Source organism: Absicoccus intestinalis (genome assembly GCF_033971885.1).
Lineage (GTDB): Bacteria > Bacillota_I > Bacilli_A > Erysipelotrichales > Erysipelotrichaceae > Absicoccus > Absicoccus intestinalis.
In genome coordinates this window covers 41381-64802 of sequence record NZ_JALBUS010000006.1, presented here as the reverse complement: position 1 = coordinate 64802, position 23422 = coordinate 41381, and the positions used below count along the sequence as shown (strand labels likewise).

Annotated in this window: 26 protein-coding genes and 4 tRNA genes; 24 read left to right on the top strand and 6 right to left on the bottom strand. The window is 42.2% G+C overall.

Translation table 11 applies throughout. The annotated features are described in order from the left end of the window. The first annotated feature begins 12 nt into the window (after positions 1-12). The 11 genes from MOZ64_RS05420 to MOZ64_RS05370 all read left to right on the top strand — a co-directional run bounded on the left by MOZ64_RS05420 (position 13) and on the right by MOZ64_RS05370 (position 3851). Positions 13-402, top strand: coding sequence for an Inorganic pyrophosphatase (locus tag MOZ64_RS05420; RefSeq protein ID WP_320325572.1), 390 nt, complete (start codon positions 13-15; stop codon positions 400-402). 39 nt (positions 403-441) lie between these two features. Further along, on the top strand, positions 442-984 hold the full coding sequence (gene rbr, locus MOZ64_RS05415) for a rubrerythrin (RefSeq protein ID WP_320325571.1): 543 nt from the start codon (positions 442-444) through the stop codon (positions 982-984). 39 nt (positions 985-1023) lie between these two features. Next, positions 1024-1281, top strand: a complete 258-nt coding sequence (locus MOZ64_RS05410) for a hypothetical protein (RefSeq protein ID WP_320325570.1) — start codon at positions 1024-1026, stop codon at positions 1279-1281. A gap of 10 nt (positions 1282-1291) precedes the next feature. Beyond that, a complete protein-coding gene (locus MOZ64_RS05405; protein ID WP_320325569.1) occupies positions 1292-2170 on the top strand; it encodes a CPBP family intramembrane glutamic endopeptidase in 879 nt (292 codons plus the stop codon). A gap of 66 nt (positions 2171-2236) precedes the next feature. Continuing rightward, positions 2237-2313: transfer RNA gene (locus MOZ64_RS05400), tRNA-Ile, on the top strand. A gap of 26 nt (positions 2314-2339) precedes the next feature. Then, positions 2340-2415: transfer RNA gene (locus MOZ64_RS05395), tRNA-Ala, on the top strand. Positions 2416-2449: 34 nt separating this feature from the next. Further along, positions 2450-2526 (top strand) — tRNA-Ile (locus MOZ64_RS05390). A 16-nt stretch (positions 2527-2542) separates the two neighbouring features. Beyond that, a tRNA-Ala gene (locus MOZ64_RS05385) sits at positions 2543-2618 on the top strand. 77 nt (positions 2619-2695) lie between these two features. Continuing rightward, on the top strand, positions 2696-3445 hold the full coding sequence (locus tag MOZ64_RS05380; protein ID WP_320325568.1) for a ZIP family metal transporter: 750 nt from the start codon (positions 2696-2698) through the stop codon (positions 3443-3445). Between the two features lie 13 nt (positions 3446-3458). Next, positions 3459-3614, top strand: coding sequence for a pyridoxamine 5'-phosphate oxidase family protein (locus tag MOZ64_RS05375; RefSeq protein ID WP_320325567.1), 156 nt, complete (start codon positions 3459-3461; stop codon positions 3612-3614). A 3-nt stretch (positions 3615-3617) separates the two neighbouring features. Next, a complete protein-coding gene (locus MOZ64_RS05370) occupies positions 3618-3851 on the top strand; it encodes a hypothetical protein (protein ID WP_320325566.1) in 234 nt (77 codons plus the stop codon). A 19-nt stretch (positions 3852-3870) separates the two neighbouring features. Here MOZ64_RS05370 and MOZ64_RS05365 read toward each other — a convergent pair whose 3' ends face one another. The 3 genes from MOZ64_RS05365 to MOZ64_RS05355 all read right to left on the bottom strand — a co-directional run bounded on the left by MOZ64_RS05365 (position 3871) and on the right by MOZ64_RS05355 (position 6556). Beyond that, the gene (locus MOZ64_RS05365) at positions 3871-4917 is read right to left on the bottom strand and encodes a hypothetical protein (RefSeq protein WP_320325565.1); all 1047 of its coding nucleotides are present in this window, start codon (positions 4915-4917) and stop codon (positions 3871-3873) included. A 120-nt stretch (positions 4918-5037) separates the two neighbouring features. Further along, positions 5038-5226 (bottom strand): hypothetical protein, encoded by a 189-nt coding sequence (locus MOZ64_RS05360; RefSeq protein ID WP_320325564.1) that lies wholly within the window; start codon positions 5224-5226, stop codon positions 5038-5040. 217 nt (positions 5227-5443) lie between these two features. Next, on the bottom strand, positions 5444-6556 hold the full coding sequence (locus tag MOZ64_RS05355; RefSeq protein WP_320325563.1) for an Ldh family oxidoreductase: 1113 nt from the start codon (positions 6554-6556) through the stop codon (positions 5444-5446). Between the two features lie 82 nt (positions 6557-6638). Here MOZ64_RS05355 and MOZ64_RS05350 point away from each other — a divergent pair, with 82 nt between their 5' ends. Continuing rightward, the gene (locus MOZ64_RS05350) at positions 6639-7040 is read left to right on the top strand and encodes an ACT domain-containing protein (RefSeq protein WP_320325562.1); all 402 of its coding nucleotides are present in this window, start codon (positions 6639-6641) and stop codon (positions 7038-7040) included. An 8-nt stretch (positions 7041-7048) separates the two neighbouring features. Here the strand turns inward: MOZ64_RS05350 and MOZ64_RS05345 are convergent, their stop codons facing one another. Together MOZ64_RS05345 and MOZ64_RS05340 are read right to left on the bottom strand one after the other, a co-directional pair. Continuing rightward, positions 7049-7402: a hypothetical protein gene (locus tag MOZ64_RS05345; RefSeq protein ID WP_320325561.1), complete on the bottom strand. Its 354-nt coding sequence runs from the start codon at positions 7400-7402 to the stop codon at positions 7049-7051. 67 nt (positions 7403-7469) lie between these two features. Next, entirely contained in the window at positions 7470-8906 is a 1437-nt protein-coding gene (locus MOZ64_RS05340; protein ID WP_320325560.1) for a LuxR C-terminal-related transcriptional regulator, read from the bottom strand. 94 nt (positions 8907-9000) lie between these two features. Between MOZ64_RS05340 and hemA the strand changes: the two genes are divergently transcribed. From hemA to uvrB, 8 genes are all read left to right on the top strand, one after another. Then, complete coding sequence (hemA, locus tag MOZ64_RS05335; RefSeq protein WP_320325559.1) at positions 9001-10095, top strand: glutamyl-tRNA reductase; 1095 nt, start codon at positions 9001-9003, stop codon at positions 10093-10095. Beyond that, a complete protein-coding gene (locus MOZ64_RS05330; protein WP_320325558.1) occupies positions 10092-10658 on the top strand; it encodes a precorrin-2 dehydrogenase/sirohydrochlorin ferrochelatase family protein in 567 nt (188 codons plus the stop codon). Before hemA ends, MOZ64_RS05330 begins: the two co-directional genes overlap by 4 nt. After that, a complete protein-coding gene (gene hemC, locus MOZ64_RS05325; protein WP_320325557.1) occupies positions 10651-11478 on the top strand; it encodes a hydroxymethylbilane synthase in 828 nt (275 codons plus the stop codon). Before MOZ64_RS05330 ends, hemC begins: the two co-directional genes overlap by 8 nt. After that, positions 11471-12850, top strand: coding sequence for a uroporphyrinogen-III C-methyltransferase (cobA, locus tag MOZ64_RS05320; protein ID WP_320325556.1), 1380 nt, complete (start codon positions 11471-11473; stop codon positions 12848-12850). The genes hemC and cobA overlap by 8 nt, the downstream gene beginning before the upstream one ends. Beyond that, on the top strand, positions 12847-13827 hold the full coding sequence (hemB, locus tag MOZ64_RS05315) for a porphobilinogen synthase (protein WP_320325555.1): 981 nt from the start codon (positions 12847-12849) through the stop codon (positions 13825-13827). The genes cobA and hemB overlap by 4 nt, the downstream gene beginning before the upstream one ends. Continuing rightward, positions 13817-15076, top strand: coding sequence for a glutamate-1-semialdehyde 2,1-aminomutase (hemL, locus tag MOZ64_RS05310; protein WP_320325554.1), 1260 nt, complete (start codon positions 13817-13819; stop codon positions 15074-15076). The genes hemB and hemL overlap by 11 nt, the downstream gene beginning before the upstream one ends. A 79-nt stretch (positions 15077-15155) precedes the next feature. Continuing rightward, on the top strand, positions 15156-16550 hold the full coding sequence (locus MOZ64_RS05305; protein ID WP_320325553.1) for a S41 family peptidase: 1395 nt from the start codon (positions 15156-15158) through the stop codon (positions 16548-16550). 8 nt (positions 16551-16558) lie between these two features. Then, a complete protein-coding gene (gene uvrB / locus MOZ64_RS05300; protein WP_320325552.1) occupies positions 16559-18532 on the top strand; it encodes an excinuclease ABC subunit UvrB in 1974 nt (657 codons plus the stop codon). Here uvrB and MOZ64_RS05295 read toward each other — a convergent pair whose 3' ends face one another. Continuing rightward, entirely contained in the window at positions 18533-19204 is a 672-nt protein-coding gene (locus tag MOZ64_RS05295) for a uracil-DNA glycosylase (RefSeq protein ID WP_320325551.1), read from the bottom strand. 32 nt (positions 19205-19236) lie between these two features. Here MOZ64_RS05295 and MOZ64_RS05290 point away from each other — a divergent pair, with 32 nt between their 5' ends. From MOZ64_RS05290 to MOZ64_RS05275, 4 genes are read left to right on the top strand one after another with little or no spacing between them, the layout of a single operon-like run. Beyond that, positions 19237-20415: a bifunctional folylpolyglutamate synthase/dihydrofolate synthase gene (locus tag MOZ64_RS05290; protein WP_320325550.1), complete on the top strand. Its 1179-nt coding sequence runs from the start codon at positions 19237-19239 to the stop codon at positions 20413-20415. 26 nt (positions 20416-20441) lie between these two features. Further along, entirely contained in the window at positions 20442-21068 is a 627-nt protein-coding gene (gene phoU / locus MOZ64_RS05285) for a phosphate signaling complex protein PhoU (RefSeq protein WP_320325549.1), read from the top strand. Further along, a complete protein-coding gene (locus MOZ64_RS05280) occupies positions 21065-21739 on the top strand; it encodes a winged helix-turn-helix domain-containing protein (protein ID WP_320325548.1) in 675 nt (224 codons plus the stop codon). The genes phoU and MOZ64_RS05280 overlap by 4 nt, the downstream gene beginning before the upstream one ends. Next, entirely contained in the window at positions 21736-23397 is a 1662-nt protein-coding gene (locus MOZ64_RS05275) for a sensor histidine kinase (RefSeq protein ID WP_320325547.1), read from the top strand. The genes MOZ64_RS05280 and MOZ64_RS05275 overlap by 4 nt, the downstream gene beginning before the upstream one ends. The last annotated feature ends 25 nt before the right edge of the window (positions 23398-23422 follow it).

Sequence of the window (23422 nt, the reverse complement as noted above, 5' to 3'; positions counted from 1 at the left end):
TCGGGAGGATTTATGCAAGAGATTGAAAATAATGCGCTATTTTGGCAAAAGGTAGATACTTTGGTTTTGTCCAGTTCGATTCAGATTGATTATCCAAAAGGATCAAAACATAAACAATTCACCAATTTGATCTATCCAGTTGATTATGGAATCTTGACCGATACGATTGATCCATCCACGGATCCCATTCATATTTATAAAGGATCCAAAAAAACCAATCGGGTCGATGCATTGGTCATTAGTGCCGATATCTTAAAGAAAGATTGTGTTGTGAAATTTTTAGTGGGCTGTGATGAAGACGAAACACTGGCCATCATGGAATTTTTAAATCAAACGGATTTTCAAAAAGCGGTATTGATCCGGAGGGGGACAGAAATTCCAAATTGGGCTTCCAATGACTAAAAAAATGGTATAATAAACAAAAAGAGGAGGTCTGATTTTATGGAATTAAAAGGTTCTCAGACAGAAAAAAATTTACAGACAGCTTTTGCGGGTGAAAGTCAAGCAAGCATCAAGTATCAGTATTATGCTTCGCAAGCCAAGAAAGATGGATATGTAAAGATCCAAAATATTTTCTTGGAGACAGCAGGCAATGAAAAAGAACATGCGAAATTGTGGTTTAAAGCTTTGCATGGGGGTGCCATTCCAACAACGACTGAAAATCTAAAAGATGCAGCGGCTGGTGAAAACTATGAGTGGACCGATATGTATGCTGGTTTTGCCAAGACGGCTCGTGAAGAAGGCTTTGATGAAATTGCTCGTTTATTCGATGGCGTAGCGAAAGTGGAAAAACATCATGAAGCGCGTTACAAAGCAATGACCAAAGAAATTGAAGACGATACGATGTTCAAGAAAGCACCAGATACGGTATGGATCTGCTTGAATTGTGGACATGTATTTGTGGGACCGAATGCACCAGAAAAATGTCCAGTATGTGCGCATCCAAAGAGCTATTTCCAAGAATTAAAAGAACATTATGAATAATCGATAGGCTGGAATTTCCAGCCTTTATTTTGAGGTACTATGAAAGTCATTGAATCAAACCAAGTTATGGAATATCTAAAAGCAGGTCATGTTCTTGTCATCATGGAAGATGGAACGCTTGTGTGCTTAAAAGCAGAAAAGATTTGTCTTCAAAATACGAATTGGCACAGTGTGGTCTCGTATCAAGATTTCTGGGAACTCTATCCCCAAGCTCATTTTGGGCTGTATGAAGAAGAAGTGACCATTGATGAGAAGAAAGATGAAGAATATTATCAATGGCGTGCCAAATATCAATAGGAGGAATACTATGCCACCAGTTTTCACTAAATGGAAAGATCTAACACGCCAAGTCCGGCATATTGGTTGGTTATTGCTTGGCTTTGCCTTTGCACAGATCCTATTGGGATGGGTATTGCGTTTGTTGTATATGCGTTTTTATATTTCTATCAATCAAGAAACCTATGCAGGGGTTCGTCTGCTTTTGTTGACCATATTGACAACGGGAGGAACAGCTTGGATTGGTAAAAAAGCATTGAAGGTCGAATGGACCAAGGCCCAATTTCGATGGGATTTTTCTTTTGAGACAGTCATCAAGACCGTAGCTTCGATGTTTACGATCACGATTACCTTTTCCATGCTTTTAACACTGATCCAAATGGCATTGGGCCTTCATTTTATGGATGGAGGATTGACCACCTATCATGGACCTTTCTATATTGTTTTGATGCTGGTTTCCGCTGTATGTATTGCGCCTTGTTGCGAAGAAATCTTATTTCGTGGAGAGATTGAACAAAGCCTCATGCCTTATGGTGCGGTATTTGCGATTGTCTTTAGTGGCGTTTTATTTGGTTGGATGCATATGAACTTTACCCAAGGCATCATGCATATGTTTACAGGAATCTTGTTGGGCATGGTCTATTGGAAACATCGGAATCTTTCCCTGAATATGGTATGTCATATGTTGTTTAATGGCATTACGATTGGCCTGAATTATATGACCCACTTTATGGGATTGCGCGCTTTGATTGTCTGTGTGTTGGTTGGCTATGGCATCGTAGGCTTGTTCGATCTACGACCCTTGCCGGAAAAGAATGCCTATCCGGTATTTCGCCTTGCTTTTCGTCAAGTTTCGATCATTTTATTTTTTCTTTTGTTTTTAGTGATTTCCTTTCTAAGTATCTATTAAAAAAAGTGAAAAATTGTGTTGACATCAAATATCGCAAATGGTAATATGATTAGGCAGTCAACAAGCGGGCCTGTAGCTCAGTTGGTTAGAGCGCACCCCTGATAAGGGTGAGGTCGCTGGTTCAAATCCATTCAGGCCCACCATTGATTTTGTTGGCTTTCATATACATGGGGTGTTAGCTCAGATGGGAGAGCACCTGCTTTGCAAGCAGGGGGTCATCGGTTCGATCCCGATACGCTCCACCAATTTTTTATAGAATATCGCTTCGGCGATTATCGCGGGCCTGTAGCTCAGTTGGTTAGAGCGCACCCCTGATAAGGGTGAGGTCGCTGGTTCAAATCCATTCAGGCCCACCATTCAATTTTATACCATGGGGTGTTAGCTCAGATGGGAGAGCACCTGCTTTGCAAGCAGGGGGTCATCGGTTCGATCCCGATACGCTCCACCAATAGAAAAATAATCGCCAATTGGCGATTTTTTTATGTCTTCATCTACTTTTTACAATAGATATGGTAATCTAGAAGTATGAACAGAGAAATTATCCAAGGTCTTTTGATTCCTTTTTTAGGAACATCCATAGGTGCTTCTTTTGTCCTATTTATGCGTAAGCCCCTTTCTCAAACCAGCCAACGGATGCTGACTGGTTTTGCTGCCGGCATCATGGTCGCTGCCAGTTTTTGGAGCTTACTACAACCAGCATTAGCACAAGCCAAAACGGTATGGCCCGTTGCGATTGGTTTTTTATTAGGGATTGGCTTTTTGTTGTTGCTGGATGTTGTGATCCCGCATACGCATATGGATGATCAAGAAGAAGGCCCACATACGTCTTTAAACAAATCAACCAAACTTTTATTAGCGGTCACGCTTCATAATCTTCCGGAAGGAATGGCGGTGGGCGTCGTATATGCCGGTTGGTTATCAAACTCTGCCATTGGTCAAGCCGGTGCCTTCGCATTAGCGATGGGGATTGCCATTCAAAATGTACCGGAAGGAGCGATCGTATCCATGCCTCTAAAAGCCGCTGGTATGTCACGATGGAAAACCTTTTTAGCTGGGGTTGGATCTGGAGCCGTAGAACCAGTCGGTGCTTTATTGACAATTTGGTTATCCGCTTGGATCGTTCCATTGATGCCTTCTTTCTTGGCCTTTGCGGCTGGAGCCATGTTGTATGTAGTCGTGGAAGAATTGATTCCCGAAATGAGTGAAGGAGCGCATTCGAATTGGGGAACGATTTGTTTTGCACTGGGATTTGTCTTGATGATGTGTTTGGAATAAAGAAGGAAACAAAATGGGCGAACTTTATGAATTTTTAAAAAAAGCAGGGGTATGGTTTCTAGCCACCGATGATCAGGGACAGCCCCATGTACGACCAATGAGTACGCAATTGATCTATCAACGTAAATTTTATTTTCAGACGGGTCTAAAAAAGAAGATGGCGCAATAACTTTTGAAAAATCCGAAAATTGAGCTTTCAGCGATCCAAAAGGATCAATGGGTCCGTGTTCAAGCAGAAGTTGTTTTAGATCCAGATGAAGATGTCCAAAGAGAAATGTTGGAAGCTTTTCCTGAACAAAAAGAAAGCTATGCCGTAGGGGATGGAAATATGGCTTGTTTCTATCTAAAAAATGCAAGTGCGACATTCTATAGTTTCAAGGAAAGTCCACATACGATCAAATTTTAGCCAAAAAAAAGAAGTTGACTCAACTTCTTTTTTTGATGGAAATCAAACCAAGGCCAGAAAGGATACAACCAAATAGTGAACTCATCCAAGATAAAGAAACACCCGTTGAAACGGTGGATGAAGTTTCAACAGAAGTCGAAGCTGGAACCACATTCGTTGAAGTTGTCGTGATATGGGCTTGGGTTGGATGCGAAACAATCACATTTGGTTTTGATGGTGTACTTGGTTGTGATACAAATAAATCGGTCAATTGGATATCTTGACCCTCCCATTGCACCATTTGTTTATTGGGTCTTGTATAGGAAATCGTTTCCGATCCAACTCCTTGATAGACTCCACCAAAAGAGCTTGAAAAAGAATAGAATGTATATGTGAAATGATCGGTTGCCGGTAAGGCATACATCATCCAAGCACTTCGATTGTCGGGTGTAGTATCTCGATACGTGCCAAAATTACCAACGATGCCATTTCGATCCACTAAATTTTTATCCTTTAACCATTTTACGTTCATCTCATCCATCTTCACAGCTTGATTATCGTCTACATCCGTAATGATCACCAATGGCTTTTCCAATACCACGGGATCATCGTTCGCATCTAAGAAAGATACTTTCATAGTCAATTGGGCATTATCATACCATAGAGCCACTTGATTTTTGTCAATAAAAGATAATCGAGTTTTTTCTATTTCAGGTAATGCATCTAGATCATTGCCCGTTTCATTGGCTCCTGCGGTTGCATTCTGTTGAATTTTGAGGATGTCAAAACGTAAATTGATGGGATCACCTGTTTTACTATCGAGAAATACATTGCGATAGATCCAATAATCCGCTTTATGAAGATACCCATTTTCTTTTAGATGGGTTTCCAATTGTAACGATTTGTTTGGACTTTTGGAGATAACCGTGACCTTATTGAAATCCCCGTCAACTAGTTCTTTGAACTGATCCATGGACCATTCATTTTGTTTATATTCGGGATCCTGGATCACGGTCGCGAACGCTTTTTCTTGTTCCTTGGCATATGCATCATTGTACTGTTTTTGTTGTTGAATGGCTTGATTCAAGGCGTCGATCTGTGATTGATAATAATCATGCAGTTCTTGTTACGTTTTTGGCAGCTCTTGTTGATTGTTGATCGTTTGAATGTCGATACCCAAATCTTGTGCTTCCTTGATCTTCGTTTCCTATTCCGTTCGATTGTCCACTTCGACCGGTTGGATATCCTCATTTTCGTTTTGACTGGTTGTCTCTGTTGTTTGTGCGACAGGTTCTGGTTGTGTCGTAGGTTCCGCTGCTTTAACGGCGATATGGCCCAATGTAAACAGAGTTCCAGCAACTACAGGTACTTCTAAAAATCTTGTGATTTTGTTCATAGAATTCCCACTCTTCCGGTGATATATAATACGTCTATATTCAAATAAAGCACATTTAAAAAAGATGAAATAGTAAGAGAATATTTGATGTCCTTAGAAAAGGAGTACCGTGTCTAATACTCGGTCGTGATTCATTTCATGCATCGTCAAATCATCGATCATCAACCTAGATAAGTCGATAGACATAAAAAAGGCAGCTTAGGCTGCCTTCCATTGATTATTTTTCAAAAGGGAATTTGTAGTCCAAATGATACATATCTCGTACTGCTTTGAAATCGTTTTGCACACCTTCACCCATTGGGACACCTTTATCTTTGCGTACTTGCCAAACATCCCATTCTTTTTCACCCGCTGTATAGATACGATCTTCACCAGGTGCTTTTTGGCTGTTGCGTAAACCACGCAAGATATCACCAGCCGTTTTCTTGAAGGTATCCAGACCCATAAAGAATTCAGGGTTGATCACTAGGAAGAAATGACCCAAATGATAAGGTCGTTTCGTTCCATCGGGATTCTTATTCGTTAGATCTTTCATGAATAAACCACCCGTTAGGGCTGCCGATAAAATTTCTACAACTGCGGCATAGCCATAACCTTTATAACCTGCCATTTCTTCGCCAATACCACCCAATGGCGTTAGAGCGGCTGTGCCTTCTACTAATTTCTTTAGAATTTCTTCGGAATCCGTTAGTGCCGTACCATCATGCGCAATGACCATACCTTTTGGGGTTGGCTTGCCTGAACGCGCATAATATTCGATCTTACCGCGTTGTACGATCGAAGTAGCGCAATCTAAAATAAAGTCAAAATCTTCATCCGTTGGGAATGCGAAGGTGAGTGGATTGGTTCCCATCATATTTTCCACACCAAACGTAGGTGCAATCGATGGACGAGCATTGGTTCCGGTAATTCCTAACAATCCTTCTTTACTAGCCATGGTTGCCCAATAGCCGGCAATGCCATAATGCGAGGAATTCTTGATAGCACCCATTGCTAGGCCATATTTTTTCGCTTTTTCAATCAATGAAGTCATCATTTTATAACTTGCCACCATACCCATTCCATCATGCGCATCGGCTACACAAGTAGTGGGTGTATCCTTTAATATTTCATAATTTGTAACTGGATTTAAAATTCCATCATTGATGCGATCGATATAAATGGGTTTGAAACGGTTGGTTCCATGACTTTCAATTCCACGACGATCACTTTCCATCAATACATCGGTACAAATTTTGGCATCTTCTTTCGGTACACCAGCTGCTTGAAACGCATCGATCATAAACGATTGAATGAGATCCCAGCTGACATAAGGACGTGTTTCTTCCATTTTCTTTACCTCCAAACCTATGTTCTATTGGTATCTTATCATAATTCCGCGTATAATAGAGGAAACTTAGGAGGATGCAACCATGATGAAACAACTTTCGGTTTTTGCCGAAAATAAGAAAGGCGCAATCAACGATATTACGAAAGAATTAGCCGATGCCAATATCAATTTATATGCGCTATTGACCAATGATAGTTCTGCTTTCGCGATTGTCCGTATGATCGTTTCCGACACAGAGAAAGCACAAGAAATCTTAAAGAAACGATACTTGACTCACTTGGATTCCGTTTTAGCCGTTCGTGTTTCCAATGAAGTGGGTAGCTTGAACCATTTATTGGAAGATGTCAAAGAATGCAACATCAATATTGATTATTTATATACAACGTTTGGTTGGGACACCCCACAACCCATTATGTTGATTCATTGTGAAGAAGAGGAAGAATTAGAAATCAGTCTAAAAAACAAAGGGTACGATCTTATGTGATCGTACCTTTACTTTTGTTTTTCAAAGAGGATCGTAGCTCCACTGTATTCAAGGATCAAATGGCCATCTTTGGCTTTGAAATCCATCGTATCTTTGGCATCTTTTAATTGGATCCCCTCTTTGATTTCTTCCCATTCTCCTTTGTATGTATCTTTATCGATGATTACTTTTGCACTACCATCTTCCTTTAGATCCATGGAGAATTCACCAATAACAGATTCCGTTGAAATCGATACACCATACGCTTCGGCTTGAGTAGCCTTCCATGTGCCAAGATATTTACTATTCGCATATTTGGCACTGCCACACCCCACCACCAAGAATAAGATAGTAAACAAGCTGATCAGCAAACGCTTTTTCATGGGATTTCCTCTCTTTCTATTTTATTTATACCATGATAAAAAACGTTCAAATAGTACCCCTAGGGTACTATTTGGCATATGAATAGAGATCCTGGATACGACCACATCGTTGAAAGAGATCCACATAAATCAATAATTCTTCTTTGGACTTGATGCCCAATTTCCGATAGATATTTTTGTTGTGCTTTTTGACCGTATTGGCACTAATACAAGCGATATCCGGAATTTCACGAATCTCATGACCATGGATGTATAAATCCGTAATGGATCGTTCCGCTGGAGTCAAGGTCGCAAAGCCATGAAGAAACGCATCCAAAGCTTCTTGCAACGCAAAGGGGATTTCCGGTCTTTGATGCGTCATGAATTCTTTTGACTCCCGTTCAAGATCTTCTACGGTTTGGAATACACATCCCTGTTCCGTATGAAAATACGGGATGTGCACCATTTGGCCAAAAGTATCCATGGAATGAATATCTTCACCAATTTGTACTGCCGTGATCTGAACCGAAAATTGGTAAGCGTATTGGCGATGCTGCCAGGGATTGGCCATACGATTTTGGATGATTTGACAAATGAATGTGGGATCATCATTGATAGTTAAGACATAGATGCCATATTCACAATCGTAACAATGTCCCTTTTCCACAAGATTGGCTAGCCAATCGGTGATCATTAAACGATAACTATGCGAAATATCACTTGTTTGAGAGAAAAACGATAAGACGTCCAATTGCGATATTTTTAGGATGATGGCATAGGTTGATCGTTGATTCACAAAATAGGGCGATAGATCGTTGATCATCGCTTGAAAATTTTTGATACGCGTAACCGGATGATAGTATTCATCAATGGGATCAATGAGTTGTAAAAAGCCATAGAAACCTAAAGCCTGAAAATACATTTCAATGAGTTGGTGAGGCATGAAAAGACTTTGGATCAAAACCGGTATGCCTGACAATAGAAATAAATACAATAAGGTACGATATTGCCGTTGTGTCAAACGCTCTCTTTTATGAATGATCAAACCCAGAGAAAGGGCCAGATACAAATACACAGCCCCATAGAGCATATACATCATGGATCCATGGACATACAGATTGGCTTTGTCATAATAGAAAACCGCATGTGTCCAAGGATTAAGAAGCAAAGGAAAAAGAATGAAACAACACTCAGGGAAAAGGAGCAAGATCTTTGTATAACGATGGGTCGTATGCCCAATTTCTAAGTCAACGATCAAAAAGTATAGGAACACAAAAGCTTCACTGGAATGGATAGCTAAAAAAATAAAGTTCATCGCATCACGGAAAAAAGGTGATGTGAGAGTGGGATAGGAATTCGCAAAGGTACTCGCAATGTCGGTGATCAAAGCAACCATGTGCATCAACAATAAGATCAAAAAGATCCGACTGGAACGTGTATGGTGGTTGCGCCGATAAAAAAGGGTATAAATGGCCATCCATGTCAAAGCAATTGCACAGATATCAAAAGAAATATTATAAAGCATATATGTTAAGTTATCCTTTATCATTACTATACAAAACTTTTAGTGATTTGCCTAGGCAACCAAAGCCAAGTCGGTTTGTAGTATAATAAAAACCATGAATTGTATCAGTATCTCCTATAAAATAGCTCCCATTGAAATTCGCAATTTATTGGCCTTTGATTTCAATGAAAAAGCACAATTTTTTGACCAGATCGAAGGACAATGCGTTATCCTTTCTACTTGTAACCGTTTGGAAATCTATTTTGACATCGACATCAATGCGATGGAAGAACAACTCTGTCGTTTCAAAGCATTGGATCGCGATGCTTTGATGCCCTATATTGCGACCTATACATCGGCTGGTGCCATTCGTCATTTGGCACGCGTAGCCTGTGGCATGGACTCCATGGTCTTGGGGGAAGATGAAATCTATCGTCAAGTCAAAGAAGCCTATGAAGATGCGCGTCAATTAAAAAAGACCTCGTATACGTTTAATACGATCTTTCAAATGGTCATGAAAACGGTGAAACAAATCAAGACCCAGACCGGACTGTCTTCCACTTCCGTTTCCATAGGTACCTTGGCGGCCCATGCGGTGTTTGACTTTGGCGCTCATTCTGTATTGATCATTGGGATTAGTGGCAAGATTGGCAGCATCACCGCCAAAAACATCCTGGCCAAACCAAACATCGCGCTGATTGGTACGACCCGTCAACACAATGTTTCTTTGTTTGCGACCTATCCACAAGTAACGATGAAACCCTACAAAGAACGATATGACCTGATTCCACAAGCCGATGTCATCATCAGTGCTACATCCAGTCCTCATTATACGATCACCAAAGCAGAACTAGAAAAACATATCGATACGAAACCACGCTTGTTTATCGATCTAGCCGTTCCCAACGACATGGATCCACATCTACAAGAATTGCCCCATTGCACCTATTTGAATATCGATCATTTTCAACAACTGGCCAAAACCAATAATCAAAAGAAACTGGGCTATGCCCAAAGGGCACAAGTTACCATTGATCAAGGGGTATCGGACATTTTAAAAGAATTACGGATGCACGATCTGATTGCGTATTTGCCCCAAATCAAAGAAAAAACCATGGAATCTTTTGTCTATTCATTACGCAAGACTGACTCCTATGAACAGATGGATGCCATCGCTTCCTGGCTTGAAAAGTGGGTGACCAACCAATGAGTTACTTTCCCGTTATGATCGATCTCAATCAGAAACAAGTCTTGATCATTGGTGGGCAAAAGACAGCCTTACGAAAAGCCAATCAATTGAAACAATTTGGTGCCGATATCCATATCATTAGTGAAACGATTTGTGATTCCCTTCGATCCTATCCCTATGAGATCCGATCTGTGAAGCCGACAGATATCGACACACGATATGACTTGATCATTGCCGCTACCAATCAAAGAAAAGTCAATGCTTGGATTGCCCAAAAATGTAAACAAGAACGCATCTTGGTCAATGTGGTGGATGATCCCGCTTTATGTACTTTTATCTTTCCGGCTATCGTCAAACAAGACGATGTCATCATTGGCATCTCGAGCAGTGGAAAAAGCCCCTTGTTGACCCAATGGATCAAAGCGCAGATTCAAACGGTCTTACCCCCATCTTTGGGATCGATCAATACAGCCATGGGGATCTATCGTAAAAAACTACTTCGATCGATCCATGATCCATCCCAACGCAAAATAGCGCTTCAAACAAAACTAGCAGAATTATTCAGAGAGGCAAAAAATGACTAAATTACGAATTGGTACACGAACATCACCCCTAGCAACGATCCAGACACAAATGGTCGTGGATGCGCTACAAGTCCCCGTCCAAATCGTACCCATTATCTCCAAAGGTGATCAGATTCAAGATCGATCTTTGGCATCCATTGGTGGCAAAGGCTTATTTATTTCCGCGTTTGAACAAGCTTTATTGAATGATCAAATCGATATGGCTGTCCATAGTGGCAAGGACATGCCCAGTCAAATCAGAGATGGCTTTGCGGTACCTGCTGTATTAGCTCGAGCCAATCCGGCTGATTTATTAATTTCCAAGACCAAGATCCAACCCGGTGCGATCATTGGCACATCCAGCCCCCGACGCGCCCAGCTATATACTCGCATCGATCCCACTTGTCAGATCAAGACGATTCGTGGCAATGTAGAGACCCGCCTGCGAAAATTAGAAGAAGGCGATTATGACGGTCTCATTCTTGCCCAAGCCGGATTGGATCGCTTGCACATCGATTTGAGCTCTTATGTTGTTCAAGCTTTGGATATCCTGCCCGCTACGGCACAAGGAATCATTGCCATCGAAACCAAAGCGGGATTCACATTACCCAAAGACATTGACGATAAAAAGACCCATGTCCTATTTGATACCGAACGCAAATTGATGGCTTTGATGCATGCAGATTGTCACGATGCCGCCAGTGCCTATGCTCAATGGATCGATGATCAGACTCTCCAAATTCAAGCGTTTTATCAAGATTCGCCCATTCTTACACGCCAAACCAAGCTAGACCAGGTCGATGCTTGTATGCAAGAAATGGCAGGTATTCTCTATGGGTAAAGTCTATCTATGCGGAGCAGGACCCGGCAATCTAGATTTGATGAGCGTCCAAGTGCGACATCTGATCCAAATCTGTGATGTATTGATTTACGATGCCTTGGTGGATGCAACCATTCTCGAACAAACCAAGGCCGAAACCATGTATGTGGGCAAACGAGCCGGCCAACATGCACTATCCCAAGAAGCCATCAATCAATTATTGATTGAAAAAGGCAAGACCTCGATCGTTGTACGCTTAAAAGGCGGCGATCCCTTTGTGTTTGGCCGCGGCGGCGAAGAATGCATGGCCTTGGCCCAAGCAAAGATTCCCTACGAAGTGATTCCCGGCATTTCCAGTGCCATTGCCGTACCGGAAACCATGGGAATTCCCTTGACGCATCGATCGATCAGTCGTAGTTTTAGTGTGATCACTGGTCATACTCGAACCGGAAAAGTGGATGTGGCTCCATACGCCCAACTACCCGGCACCTTGGTCTTTTTGATGAGTGTTGGCAACGCCGCTCAAATTGCCGATGATCTGATCCAAAATGGAAAACCCGGCTCTACTCCGGTGGCGATCCTTTGCCGCGGTACGCGACACGATGCCTATCGCAAGAACTGTACCTTAGAAACGATCAAAGCGGCACTAAAAGATCCTCAAATCGGGACTCCAGCCATCCTTGTCATCGGACAAGTTGCTGCTTTGGATCTTCGCACAAAGGCCCCAAGCGTCGTGGTTTGTGGCACGGACCATTTTACCCGCACCTTTCAAGACCAATGCCCGATCCCATGTAGTCGACAAGCGTATGTACAAATTGTCTATCATAGCCCTAAGAAAATCGATTTTCATGCCTATAGTCATGTGGTCTTGACTGGAAAAGCAGTTATCGATGGTCTGTTCCAAATGGTGGATGATGTGCGTGAAATCAGCCATCTCCAATTTGTGACCATCGGCCCGAGCAGCGCCAAGTATTTATATGATACCTATCGAATCCATGCAGACCATATTCCATCGACCTATACATCCGATGGATTGGCGGATCTTTTATGTGAATGGCCCGATGCCAACCTATTGATCTTACGAGCCCAAAAAGGGAATTCGGTATTGTCTAGGCGATTGGATGCAGCCGGCATTGACTATACCCAGATTCCCATCTATGATACGACCATTGGTCCTGTGCAAGATATTCATGAAGACTTTGCGATTTTTGGTAGTGCTCAAGGGGTTCACGCTTTTTTTCAACACGACGGACAAATCGATTCACACACGCAAGTCTTGGCTATTGGACCCTATACACAAGCGGCTCTGGCTGCCCATCATATACAAAATATACAAGTTGCTCAACAAGCAACCATTTCAAGTTTGATACAGAAATTGGAGGAATGTTTATGAAACGATTTCGTCGTCTCCGTCAAAATGAGACCTTACGCAATTTAGTCTGTGAGACCCGACTGGATCCAAAAGATCTGATTTATCCCCTATTTGTGGTCGAAGGCACCAACGTCAAAGAACCTATTGACACGATGCCAGGCATTTATCGCTATTCCTTGGATCGCATCGATGAAGAATTAGAACGCGTACAAGCATCCGGTATCTCCGGTATCTTATTATTTGGCGTACCCGCTCATAAAGATGCCGTAGGATCTGCCGCCTACGATCCCCAGGGCATCTTGGCACAAGCCATTACCTATATCAAATCGAAGTTACCACATCAATTGGTGGTTGCGGATGTATGTTTATGTGAATATACCGATCATGGACATTGTGGCTTGGTACATGAACATACCATATTAAACGATGAGACCTTACCGTTATTGGCCAAGATGGCCGTGTGCTGTGTCCAAGCTGGTGCCGACATAGTTGCACCTAGCGATATGATGGATGGCGACATCACCGCCATTCGCCAAGCCTTGGATGCCCATGGTTTTTATCAAACACCGATCATGGGCTATAGCGCAAAATATGCATCGGGCTATTATTCACCTTTCCGAGATGCGGCTGGGTCTGCTCCTTGTTTCGGGGATCGTCGATCGTATCAAATGGATCCACGCAATGGAAAAGAAGGCGTTCGCGAAGTAGAGAATGATATCGATATGGGCGCTGACATTGTCATGGTCAAACCTGCATTGGCCTATTTGGATGTGGTCAAAGCCGTATCGGAACAATATGATGTACCTTTGGCTGTCTATAATGTCAGTGGGGAATATGCCATGGTCAAAGCCGCTGCCAAAGCTGGAATGATCGATGAAAAACGTATCGTATGTGAAAATTTGATGGCCATGAAACGAGCGGGTGCACAAATCATCATTACCTATCATGCCTTAGAGATGGCCCATTGGTTAGAAACGGGTGAAGTCTATGCATTTTGACCATTCCGAAAAAGCCTTTGCGCAGGCTTCTGAATTGATGCCAGGTGGAGTTAATTCACCCGTACGTGCGTTTCAATCCGTCGGTGGTACGCCTTTATTTATTGATCATGCGCAAGGGGACAAGGTGATGGATATCGATGGCAATACGTTTATTGATTATGTCTGTAGTTGGGGACCCGGCATTTTAGGACATGCCCATCCGCAAGTTATCCAAGCGGTACAAAAAGCATGTAGCCAAGGATTAACGTTTGGGGCCCCCACCCAAAAAGAAAGTGAATTGGCCCAATTGGTCCAACAGGCGTATCCAGCTGTTGAAAAATTACGCTTAGTCAGTAGTGGAACGGAAGCCTGTATGAGTGCGATTCGTGCCGCACGTGGGTATACCCACCGCGATTACATCATCAAATGTATAGGGTGTTATCATGGCCATTCCGATGGCTTATTGGTTAAAGCCGGTTCGGGTTTATTGACCCAAGCCGTAGCGAATAGCGATGGCGTACCCGAAGGATATACGAAAACAACGCTATTGGCGCCATACAATGATGAAAAAGCCATCCAACAATTGTTTGAACGATATCCCCATCAAATTGCCGCTCTGATCATTGAACCCGTAGCGGCCAATATGGGTGTAGTTCCACCCAAACCTGGCTATTTACAATTTTTACGAAAGATCACCCAAAGCTATGATACCGTTTTGATCTTTGATGAAGTAATCACCGGATTCCGATTAGCTCTAGGCGGTGCCAGTCAATATTATGGTATCCAACCCGATATGGCAACCTTTGGAAAGATCATTGGGGGTGGTATGCCTTTAGCTGCCTATGGCGGCAAAAAAGAAATTATGGATGTGATCGCACCCATCGGCTCGGTCTATCAAGCAGGAACCTTATCGGGCAATCCCATTGCGACCACCGCTGGAATCGAGACCTTAAAGATATTAATGGCGGATCCAGATATCTATGAACGCATCGATCAAAAAGCGAAGCAATTGGCCCAAGCCTATCGAAAGAAAAGCTATACAGTCAATCAGGTCGGATCATTGATGAGCGTCTTCTTTACGAATCAAGAAGTTGTCGATTATCAAAGTGCAAAAACCAGTGATACCCAAGCCTTTGCGAACTATTTCCATACCCTATTGGATCATGGCATTTATGTGGCACCCAGCCAATTTGAAGCGATGTTTATTTCCGATGCCCACGATCAAAAGGATATCCAAAAGACCATTCAAATCATTCAAGAATATGTATAAGACATCGAACTTCGATGCCTTTTTTGGATGGTTGACGTGCATGGTACAATAAACAAGACAAACAGGAGGAACTGTTTCGATGACGAAAAAATACAAATGGATACTCGTGATTGCGTGTGTGATCAGTTTTGGGGCTGGCATGTTCCTGCCCCAAAAAGCAACCTCGACCGATGAGCAAAATAAATTTGATGCGATTTATTCCATCTTGACCAAAAAATGGTACTACGCCAATAAGACCAAGAATTTAGATCAGACCTTGATGGAACAAGCCATTACGGGAATGACTACCCTGGAAAAAGATCCTCACACTAATTATTTTAATTTGAAGCAATCCAAACAATTTGCCCAAACATTGGAAGGAAGTTCATCCGGACTTGGCTTTAGTTATTATGTCAATGGTGATGGCAACATCGTGATCCGATCGGTATTCATTGATTCCGCTGCTGATCAAGCGGGCCTGCAACAAGGCGATATCATTACGGCAGTCAATGATCAAGTTTGTGCAAAAAAAGGAGCAGATGCCGTTGTCAAATACATCAAGAAACAAACGAAGAAAGTCACGGTTCATTTGATTCGCAATGAAAAAAATAAGACCACCAAGATCAAACCGACCGCTTTTGATGCGAGTGTCACTTATCGATTGAGTGGCCATGTCGCCATCATCGGGATATCCAGTTTTTCCTCTCATACCGGTTCCAGTTTTGAAAATGCCGTCGAACGCGCTCATAAACAAGGCGTGAGCTCGATCGTTTTGGATCTGCGCAACAATGGCGGTGGCTATTTAGTGGCTGCCCAAGAAGTGGCATCGGTTTTATTGCCGGCTCATTCCGTCGTATTTGAAGAAAAAGACAGTCAAGGAAAGATCACCAAGACGCGCACCAACGATCACTTTAAACAAATCAAGATGGATACGATCATCGTTCTCCAAAATGAAGATACGGCCAGTGCTTCGGAAGTTGTGATTGGGGCTTTAAAAGCCGGCTTGGGCAATAAAGTGACTACGGTCGGCACCACAACCTATGGCAAAGGCACGGAACAAACGCAAGTTTCTTTTGAAGATGGAACATCCATGAAATACACGGTTGCCGAATGGCTGGATCCAAATGGCGATTCCATCAATAATAAAGGATGGAAACCCGATGTAGAAGTACAACCTTTGGATGTGACAAAGGTAAATTATAAAGAAATGAAAAAAACAGCCACCATGAAAGCAGACCATGTTTACACCAATGCCAAAGCGCTTCAAACCTATTTAAAATATCTAGGCTATGATGTGGATCGGACCGATACGTATTTTAGTGAACAAAGTGCGCAAGCACTCAAACAATTTCAAAGGGATCATGATCTAGACGCAACTGGTATTTGTGACAAAACCACTTGGGATACCTTATTGGAAGTGATTTCCCAACAAGTCTATGCGAATGAATATAGTGAAGATCCACAATATGTGAAAGCTGTCCAATTGGCACAATAGGAGGGTTTATGAAGGATACATTTGAATTGGTTTCGGATTATCAACCCAGTGGTGATCAGCCCCAAGCCATTCAATCGCTGGTGGAAGGATTAAAAGAAAAAAAGAAGTACCAAGTTTTGATGGGTGCAACCGGTACCGGAAAGACATTTACTATTTCCAATGTGATTGCACAAGTCAATCGACCCACCCTCGTGTTTGCACACAATAAGACCTTGGCTGGCCAATTGTATTCGGAATTCAAGGAATTCTTTCCGCACAATCGGGTCGAATACTTTGTTTCCTATTTTGACTATTATCAACCCGAAGCGTATCTTCCCAAAACCGATACGTATATTGATAAAAGCACGAAGACCAATGAAGAATTGGACATGTTGCGCATGGCTGCAGTCAATAGTGTCTTGGAACGAAGAGATACCATCATTGTCGCTTCTGTCGCATCGATCTATGGTGCTTCCAACCCGGATCATTATCGTCATATGTTGTTTACGATCCATGTGGGTGATGAAATCGAACGAAATGATTTTATGATGCAGCTGGTCGGCCAACAATATAAGCGCAATGATACCGATCCACTGCCTGGTACCTTTCGGGTACGTGGCGATGTCATCGAAATTACCCCAGGACATACCGATAAATATTTGATTCGTGTGGAATTCTTTGGCGATGAAATTGACCGTATCAGTGAAGTGGATCCGATAACGGGAAAAGTCAATGAATCGTATCAATTGTATGTGATCTATCCAGCCCATGCCTATGCTTCCAGCATGGATGTGATCCACCATGCCGCCGATACGATCGAAGCCGAATTAGAAGATCGCTTGGACTATTTTGAGAAAGCCGATAAACCCTTAGAAAAAGAACGCTTGGAACAACGTTGTCGCTACGATATCGAAGCCTTACGCGAATTGGGATTTTGTCCCGGCATTGAGAATTATTCACGACATATCGATGGTCGAAAACCCGGTGAAAGACCGTATACTTTGTTTGATTACTTTCCCAAAGACTATTTATTGGTCGTGGATGAAAGTCATGTTTCTTTGCCACAAATACGAGGTATGTACAATGGCGATCAAGCCCGCAAAAAAGTATTGGTCGAATATGGTTTTCGTCTGCCCAGTGCCTTAGACAATCGTCCGTTACGTTTTGAAGAATTTACGTCTTTGATCAATCAAGCCATCTTTGTATCGGCCACACCCGGTGATTGGGAATTGGAACAAACCCATGGTCAATATGTGGAACAAATCATTCGGCCAACGGGCTTGTTGGATCCGGAAGTAGAAGTGCGCCCGATTGAAGGGCAAGTGGATGATCTGGTGGATGAAATCAAGATGCGAATTGCCAAGAAACAGCGCGTATTGATCACGACCCTGACAGTGCGTATGGCCGAAGATCTGACTTCGTATTTGAAGGAAATGGATCTGAAAGTAGCGTGGTTGCATCATGAAGTAAAGACCATAGAACGAACCGAGATCATTCATGATCTGCGAGCGGGCAAATATGATGTATTGGTTGGAATCAACTTGTTACGAGAAGGACTGGATATTCCAGAAGTGAGTTTGATTGCGATCTTGGATGCAGACAAAGAAGGATTCTTACGATCTCGTCGTTCACTGATCCAGATCATTGGGCGTGCGGCACGAAATGCCGAAGGAAAAGTCATAATGTATGCGGATACGATCACGGAATCCATGCAAGCAGCGATGGATGAAACGGCGCGTCGTCGTAAGATCCAGATGGCTTATAATGAAGCGCATGGAATCGTACCAAAAACGATCATCAAACCTATTCATGATGTAGTGCGTTCCAAAGAGACCAAGGAAATGACGGCGAAATATCTCAAGAGACGTCGTATTGGTAAGAAAGATAAAGAAAAGATGATCCAAAGCATCAGTGCAGAAATGAAAGAGGCAGCACGAACATTGGATTTTGAACGGGCTGCCCAATTGCGCGATATTTTATTTGAACTTCAAGAAGATAAATAACTACAAGTTGGATTCGGTCCAGTGAATCGGGGTTTGACCATGAGCCATCAGATATTCATTGGCTAATTTAAAATGATTATTGCCAAAGAAACCACGATTGGCACTGAATGGACTGGGATGCGGACTCATTAAGATCAAATGATCGGGGTTGGTCAAAAGCGGCAATACACTTTTGGCTTTGGCTCCCCATAATAAGAAGGCGACCGGGCCTTCTTTTTTATTGATCCAAGAAAGAGCTTCGTTGGTGAACTGTTGCCAGCCAATATTCTGATGTGACAAAGGCTTGCCCTGTTCTACTGTTAAAATGGTATTCAGAAGCAAGACACCTTGATCGGCCCAATCACTCAGATCTCCACTACGATGGATGGGTTGGCCATATTCATTTTCTAATTCTTTATAAATATTTTGCAGGGAAGGAGGCAAACGAAAATCGGCAGGCACACTAAAGCTAAATCCCTGGGCTTGGCCAGGACCATGATAGGGATCTTGACCAAGAATGACGATTTTCGTCTGTTCTAGAGATGTTCTTTGAAAGGCATGGAAGATGTTGGGCGCAGCAGGATAAATGTGTTTGGTTTTATATTCTTTGGCAAGGAAATAATCAATTTTCTTTAAATAGTCTTTTTGGATTTCTTGATCAAATAAAGCTTGCCAATCATTATTCATTTTCATAAAAGACCTCCGTTACATGTTATAATAACACCATGGATTATGAAGCAACAATAAAATATATAGAAACCAAAAAGGGATTGAATCATGATATTCATCAGTATCGACAATGGCTAAGTGAAGCAATGCCTCAACATACGCAATTGCCAAAGATCCAAGTCGGAGGAACCAATGGGAAGGGATCGACCGTTGCGTGGATGAATCAGCTCTTGTCGTATCAAGGAGTGAAGACCGGCGTATTTACTTCGCCGCATTTGGTTTCTCATCGTGAGCGGATCTGCATCAATGAGAAAATGATCAGTCAAGAAGATTGGTTGCGGATCTATCGGCAATATGAAACTTTTTTTGAAAAAGAAAACCTAACCATGTTTGAGATCGACTTATGGATGGCCATCGCTTATTTTTTAGAACAAAATGTGGCCATCGCTCTGATCGAAGTGGGGTTAGGAGGACGTTTGGATGCCACGACGGCCCTGGATTATAACTTGGTCATGATCACCAATGTAGGTTTGGAACATTGTGCAATCTTAGGGGATACCATCGAACAAATCAGTTATGAGAAAGCGGGCATCTTTAAACCGGGGTATGTGGCCTTAACCACGGAGACCAAGCCCAATGCCAAAAAGGTCATGGAACAAGTAGCTGGTTATATGGGGACGTTGCTTGGTTTTGTGGAAATTCCTTATAAAGAAACCGATGATCATCAAGTGCTTTTTGAATGGGAAAATCATATGTATGTGTTGCATCCACCAAAATACCAAATTTATAACATATCCCTCGCTTTAGAAGGTTTGAATTATTTGGGATATACATTGGATCCAGATTGTGTTCAATCGGTCATCGATCATTTTCATTGGGCGGGTCGATTTACCATTGCCCGAAAAGATCCATTGATCATTGTAGATGGAGCACATAATAAAGAAGGCATCGAAGCATTGGTTGCTTCCTTGGGCCATTTTGATGGACATATTTATTTCTCGGTCTTAAAAGATAAAAAGGCCAAAGAGATGTTGGCATTATTGGCAAAGTTGGATTGTCCGATCACTTTGGTGTCGATGGATACATCACGATTGTATGATCTGAAAACGTTGCCGTATCCGCTCATCAATGAAAAACAATTGATGGTCGAGTTGCGAAAAACCAAAGATCGAGCCTTAGTTTGTGGTTCTTTATATTTCGTTGGCGATTTTTACAAAGCTTTTACAAACAAATGATACACTGAGCCAAAGAGGGAGAATCTATGCGCGTACAACTGGACCAACAACTACAAAGTTTATATCGAGATTTAGTTTTAATGGGATCCTTATGTGAGACCATGTTGGCAAAGGCGGCTCATGCTTTACCAACCGGCGATACAAGTTTTGCGTTAACGATGACGCAACAAGCCCAACAAATGAAAGAAAAAGAGGAAGATATTGAACAACGTTGTATGCGACTGGTATTATCGCAACAACCCGTGGCGAGTGATCTGAAACAAATTCATGAAGCGCAAAGTATGGCTGGCAACATTCGACGCATGGCCGATCATGCGTTGGATATTGTAGAAATCATGGCTTCCAGTCATTTGAAGACAAGAGATCTGGAAGATATGGCATTATCTACCATATATATGGTGAGCCATTGTATTGATGCGTTTGTGAATCAGGACATTCCATTGGCACGATCGGTCGTAAAGTATGATGATATTGTCGATGCTTGTTTTGATACGATCAAAGCGTCTTTGGTGCAACGACTACACGATCAAACCATCGATAGTGAGGATGCCTTGAATATTTTTATGATTGCGAAATACTTTGAACGAATTGGCGATCATGCCAGTCATATTGCGCAAGATTTGATAGATACAAAGAAAGAGGAATGTGCATGATTTATTTAGTGGAAGATGATGAAAGCATTCGTAATATGATGATGTATACTTTGGAAGCCAGTGGCTTTGAAGTCAAAGGATTTAAAGATGGTAAATCGTATTTTCAAGCCATGTTGATGAATCATCCCGATTTAGTGATGTTGGATATCATGTTGTCCGATATGGATGGAATCGAAATCTTAAAGAAGATGAAAAAAGATCCAGACATGAAAGATATTCCGGTCATCATGGCTTCGGCCAAAGGTACAGAATACGATAAGGTCATCGGGTTGGATCTAGGAGCGGATGATTATTTGGCCAAACCGTTTGGGATGATGGAAATGGTTTCTAGAGTGAAAGCGGTCTTGCGACGGACCAAACCCAATCCGGAACAAATGGTCTTACAAGCCGGAAATTTGGAATTGGATCTGGGCGCACACATTGTGAAAGTCCATGGTCAACGAGTACAGTTGACTTTGAAAGAATATGAGTTATTGCGCTTGTTCATGGAAAATATCAATCGTGTCTTTACGAGAGAACAATTATTATCCAATATCTGGGAATCGGATTATTTTGGTGAAACACGAACGGTGGATGTACATGTAGGAACTTTGCGTACGAAACTACAAGATTGTGGCTCTTACATTCGTACTGTACGTGGGGTTGGCTATCGGATGGAGATTCCTCAATGAAAAAACAGATTTTTCGTTCTATTTGTTTGGTGGCATTTGCGGTCCTTGTGGCCGTTTTTACGTTGATCATGGGACGACTTTATAATTATTTTACGACCGAAGAAGTGCAGCAACTGGCTGTACAAACGGAATTGGCCGCCAAAGCCGTCAATGATGAAGGTATGGAGTATTTTACTCATATGCGCAAGACCACGGATTATCGGATCACTTGGATCGATACCGATGGAACGGTCTTGTATGATAATCAAGAAGATGCCAAAACGATGGATAATCATGCCAATCGAACCGAGGTCAAACAAGCCTTAAAAAAAGGAGTGGGCCAAGCCAATCGGCGTTCCGATACGATCATGCAACAATCGTTATATTATGCCCAAAAGTTAAAGGATGGGACGATCCTTCGGTTATCCTGCGATCAAAAAACCATTTGGAGCTTAGCCTTTACCATGATGCAACCCATCTTTGGGATTTTGATCTTGATCATTTTATTATCGCTCTTTTTGGCAAGACGGGTATCCAATCGCATCGTGGAGCCATTGAATAATACCGATCTGGATAATCCTTTGGTCAATGATCATTATGAAGAATTGACACCATTCTTGACCAGAATTGACCAGCAACAAGTGCAATTGAAAGCGCAATCGCGAAAGTTGCATCAAAAAGAAGATGAGTTTGATGCCGTCACGAACAATATGAATGAAGGCTTGATCTTATTGAATCGGGAAGGCATCATTTTATCGATCAATCGCAAAGCCAAACAGTTGTTGGGTGGTACTTCAGCAAATATTGGTAAGGATATCTTAACGGTCAATCGCTCTTTAGAACTGAATGATTTATTGGATCGATGTCGTGAAGGGAAACAATCGGAAATGATTTATCCCATCAATCGGGAAGATTATCAATTGATTGCCAGTCCGATCTTTTATCATGAGCACGTTTCTGGCATGGCTTTGTTGATGTTGAATGTGACGGAAAAAGAACAAGCCGAAAAATTGCGTCGGGAATTTACGGCCAATGTATCGCATGAATTGAAAACACCGTTACATACGATTTCCGGTTGTGCCGAGTTGCTGCAAAGCGGTATGGTCAAACCGGAAGATCAAACCAAATTTGTGCATGAAATCTATCGGGAAGCGCAACGTATGATTGCCTTGGTAGAAGATATCATCAAATTGTCACATTTGGATGAAGGCACCACCGATATGCAGTATGAAGACATTGACTTATATGCATTCACGCAACAAATGTTGGATAGTTTAACGGATAAAGCCAATGGAGCCCAGGTGCATTTGGCGTTGCATGGCAAACAAGAAACGATCAATGCGATTCCGCAATTGTTGCAAAGTATTGTCTATAATATTTGTGACAATGCGATCAAATACAACCATCCAGGTGGTCATGTGGATGTGACCATCGATGATGATGAAAACTATGTGATCTTTCAAGTCAAAGATGATGGAATTGGCATTCCTTTGGAGCATCAAGCCCGTATCTTTGAGCGATTCTATCGCGTGGATAAATCCCATTCCAAAGCCGTGGGTGGTACGGGACTTGGCTTATCCATTGTCAAACATGCGGCGCAAACGTTGCATGCCAAACTCTTTGTGGATTCCAAGCCTCATCAGGGCACGACCATGACGGTTTGGTTCTTAAAGGATTAATCGCTTACATTTATTTGTGAAAATA

Bases quoted from the DNA above. Each gene is read 5' to 3' on its own strand.
- MOZ64_RS05275 (WP_320325547.1), top strand. From the start codon at position 21,736: ATGAAAAAACAGATTTTTCGTTCTATTTGTTTGGTGGCATTTGCGGTC.
- MOZ64_RS05360 (WP_320325564.1), bottom strand. From the start codon at position 5,226: ATGAACAAAATCACAAGATTTTTAGAAGTACCTGTAGTTGCTGGAACT.
- hemC (WP_320325557.1), top strand. From the start codon at position 10,651: ATGACTAAATTACGAATTGGTACACGAACATCACCCCTAGCAACGATC.
- MOZ64_RS05375 (WP_320325567.1), top strand. From the start codon at position 3,459: ATGGGCGAACTTTATGAATTTTTAAAAAAAGCAGGGGTATGGTTTCTA.
- MOZ64_RS05410 (WP_320325570.1), top strand. From the start codon at position 1,024: ATGAAAGTCATTGAATCAAACCAAGTTATGGAATATCTAAAAGCAGGT.
- uvrB (WP_320325552.1), top strand. From the start codon at position 16,559: ATGAAGGATACATTTGAATTGGTTTCGGATTATCAACCCAGTGGTGAT.
- hemB (WP_320325555.1), top strand. From the start codon at position 12,847: ATGAAACGATTTCGTCGTCTCCGTCAAAATGAGACCTTACGCAATTTA.
- phoU (WP_320325549.1), top strand. From the start codon at position 20,442: ATGCGCGTACAACTGGACCAACAACTACAAAGTTTATATCGAGATTTA.
- MOZ64_RS05280 (WP_320325548.1), top strand. From the start codon at position 21,065: ATGATTTATTTAGTGGAAGATGATGAAAGCATTCGTAATATGATGATG.
- MOZ64_RS05420 (WP_320325572.1), top strand. From the start codon at position 13: ATGCAAGAGATTGAAAATAATGCGCTATTTTGGCAAAAGGTAGATACT.
- hemL (WP_320325554.1), top strand. From the start codon at position 13,817: ATGCATTTTGACCATTCCGAAAAAGCCTTTGCGCAGGCTTCTGAATTG.
- MOZ64_RS05405 (WP_320325569.1), top strand. From the start codon at position 1,292: ATGCCACCAGTTTTCACTAAATGGAAAGATCTAACACGCCAAGTCCGG.
- MOZ64_RS05295 (WP_320325551.1), bottom strand. From the start codon at position 19,204: ATGAAAATGAATAATGATTGGCAAGCTTTATTTGATCAAGAAATCCAA.
- MOZ64_RS05345 (WP_320325561.1), bottom strand. From the start codon at position 7,402: ATGAAAAAGCGTTTGCTGATCAGCTTGTTTACTATCTTATTCTTGGTG.
- rbr (WP_320325571.1), top strand. From the start codon at position 442: ATGGAATTAAAAGGTTCTCAGACAGAAAAAAATTTACAGACAGCTTTT.
- MOZ64_RS05380 (WP_320325568.1), top strand. From the start codon at position 2,696: ATGAACAGAGAAATTATCCAAGGTCTTTTGATTCCTTTTTTAGGAACA.
- cobA (WP_320325556.1), top strand. From the start codon at position 11,471: ATGGGTAAAGTCTATCTATGCGGAGCAGGACCCGGCAATCTAGATTTG.
- hemA (WP_320325559.1), top strand. From the start codon at position 9,001: ATGAATTGTATCAGTATCTCCTATAAAATAGCTCCCATTGAAATTCGC.
- MOZ64_RS05330 (WP_320325558.1), top strand. From the start codon at position 10,092: ATGAGTTACTTTCCCGTTATGATCGATCTCAATCAGAAACAAGTCTTG.
- MOZ64_RS05355 (WP_320325563.1), bottom strand. From the start codon at position 6,556: ATGGAAGAAACACGTCCTTATGTCAGCTGGGATCTCATTCAATCGTTT.
- MOZ64_RS05350 (WP_320325562.1), top strand. From the start codon at position 6,639: ATGATGAAACAACTTTCGGTTTTTGCCGAAAATAAGAAAGGCGCAATC.
- MOZ64_RS05290 (WP_320325550.1), top strand. From the start codon at position 19,237: ATGGATTATGAAGCAACAATAAAATATATAGAAACCAAAAAGGGATTG.
- MOZ64_RS05340 (WP_320325560.1), bottom strand. From the start codon at position 8,906: ATGCTTTATAATATTTCTTTTGATATCTGTGCAATTGCTTTGACATGG.
- MOZ64_RS05305 (WP_320325553.1), top strand. From the start codon at position 15,156: ATGACGAAAAAATACAAATGGATACTCGTGATTGCGTGTGTGATCAGT.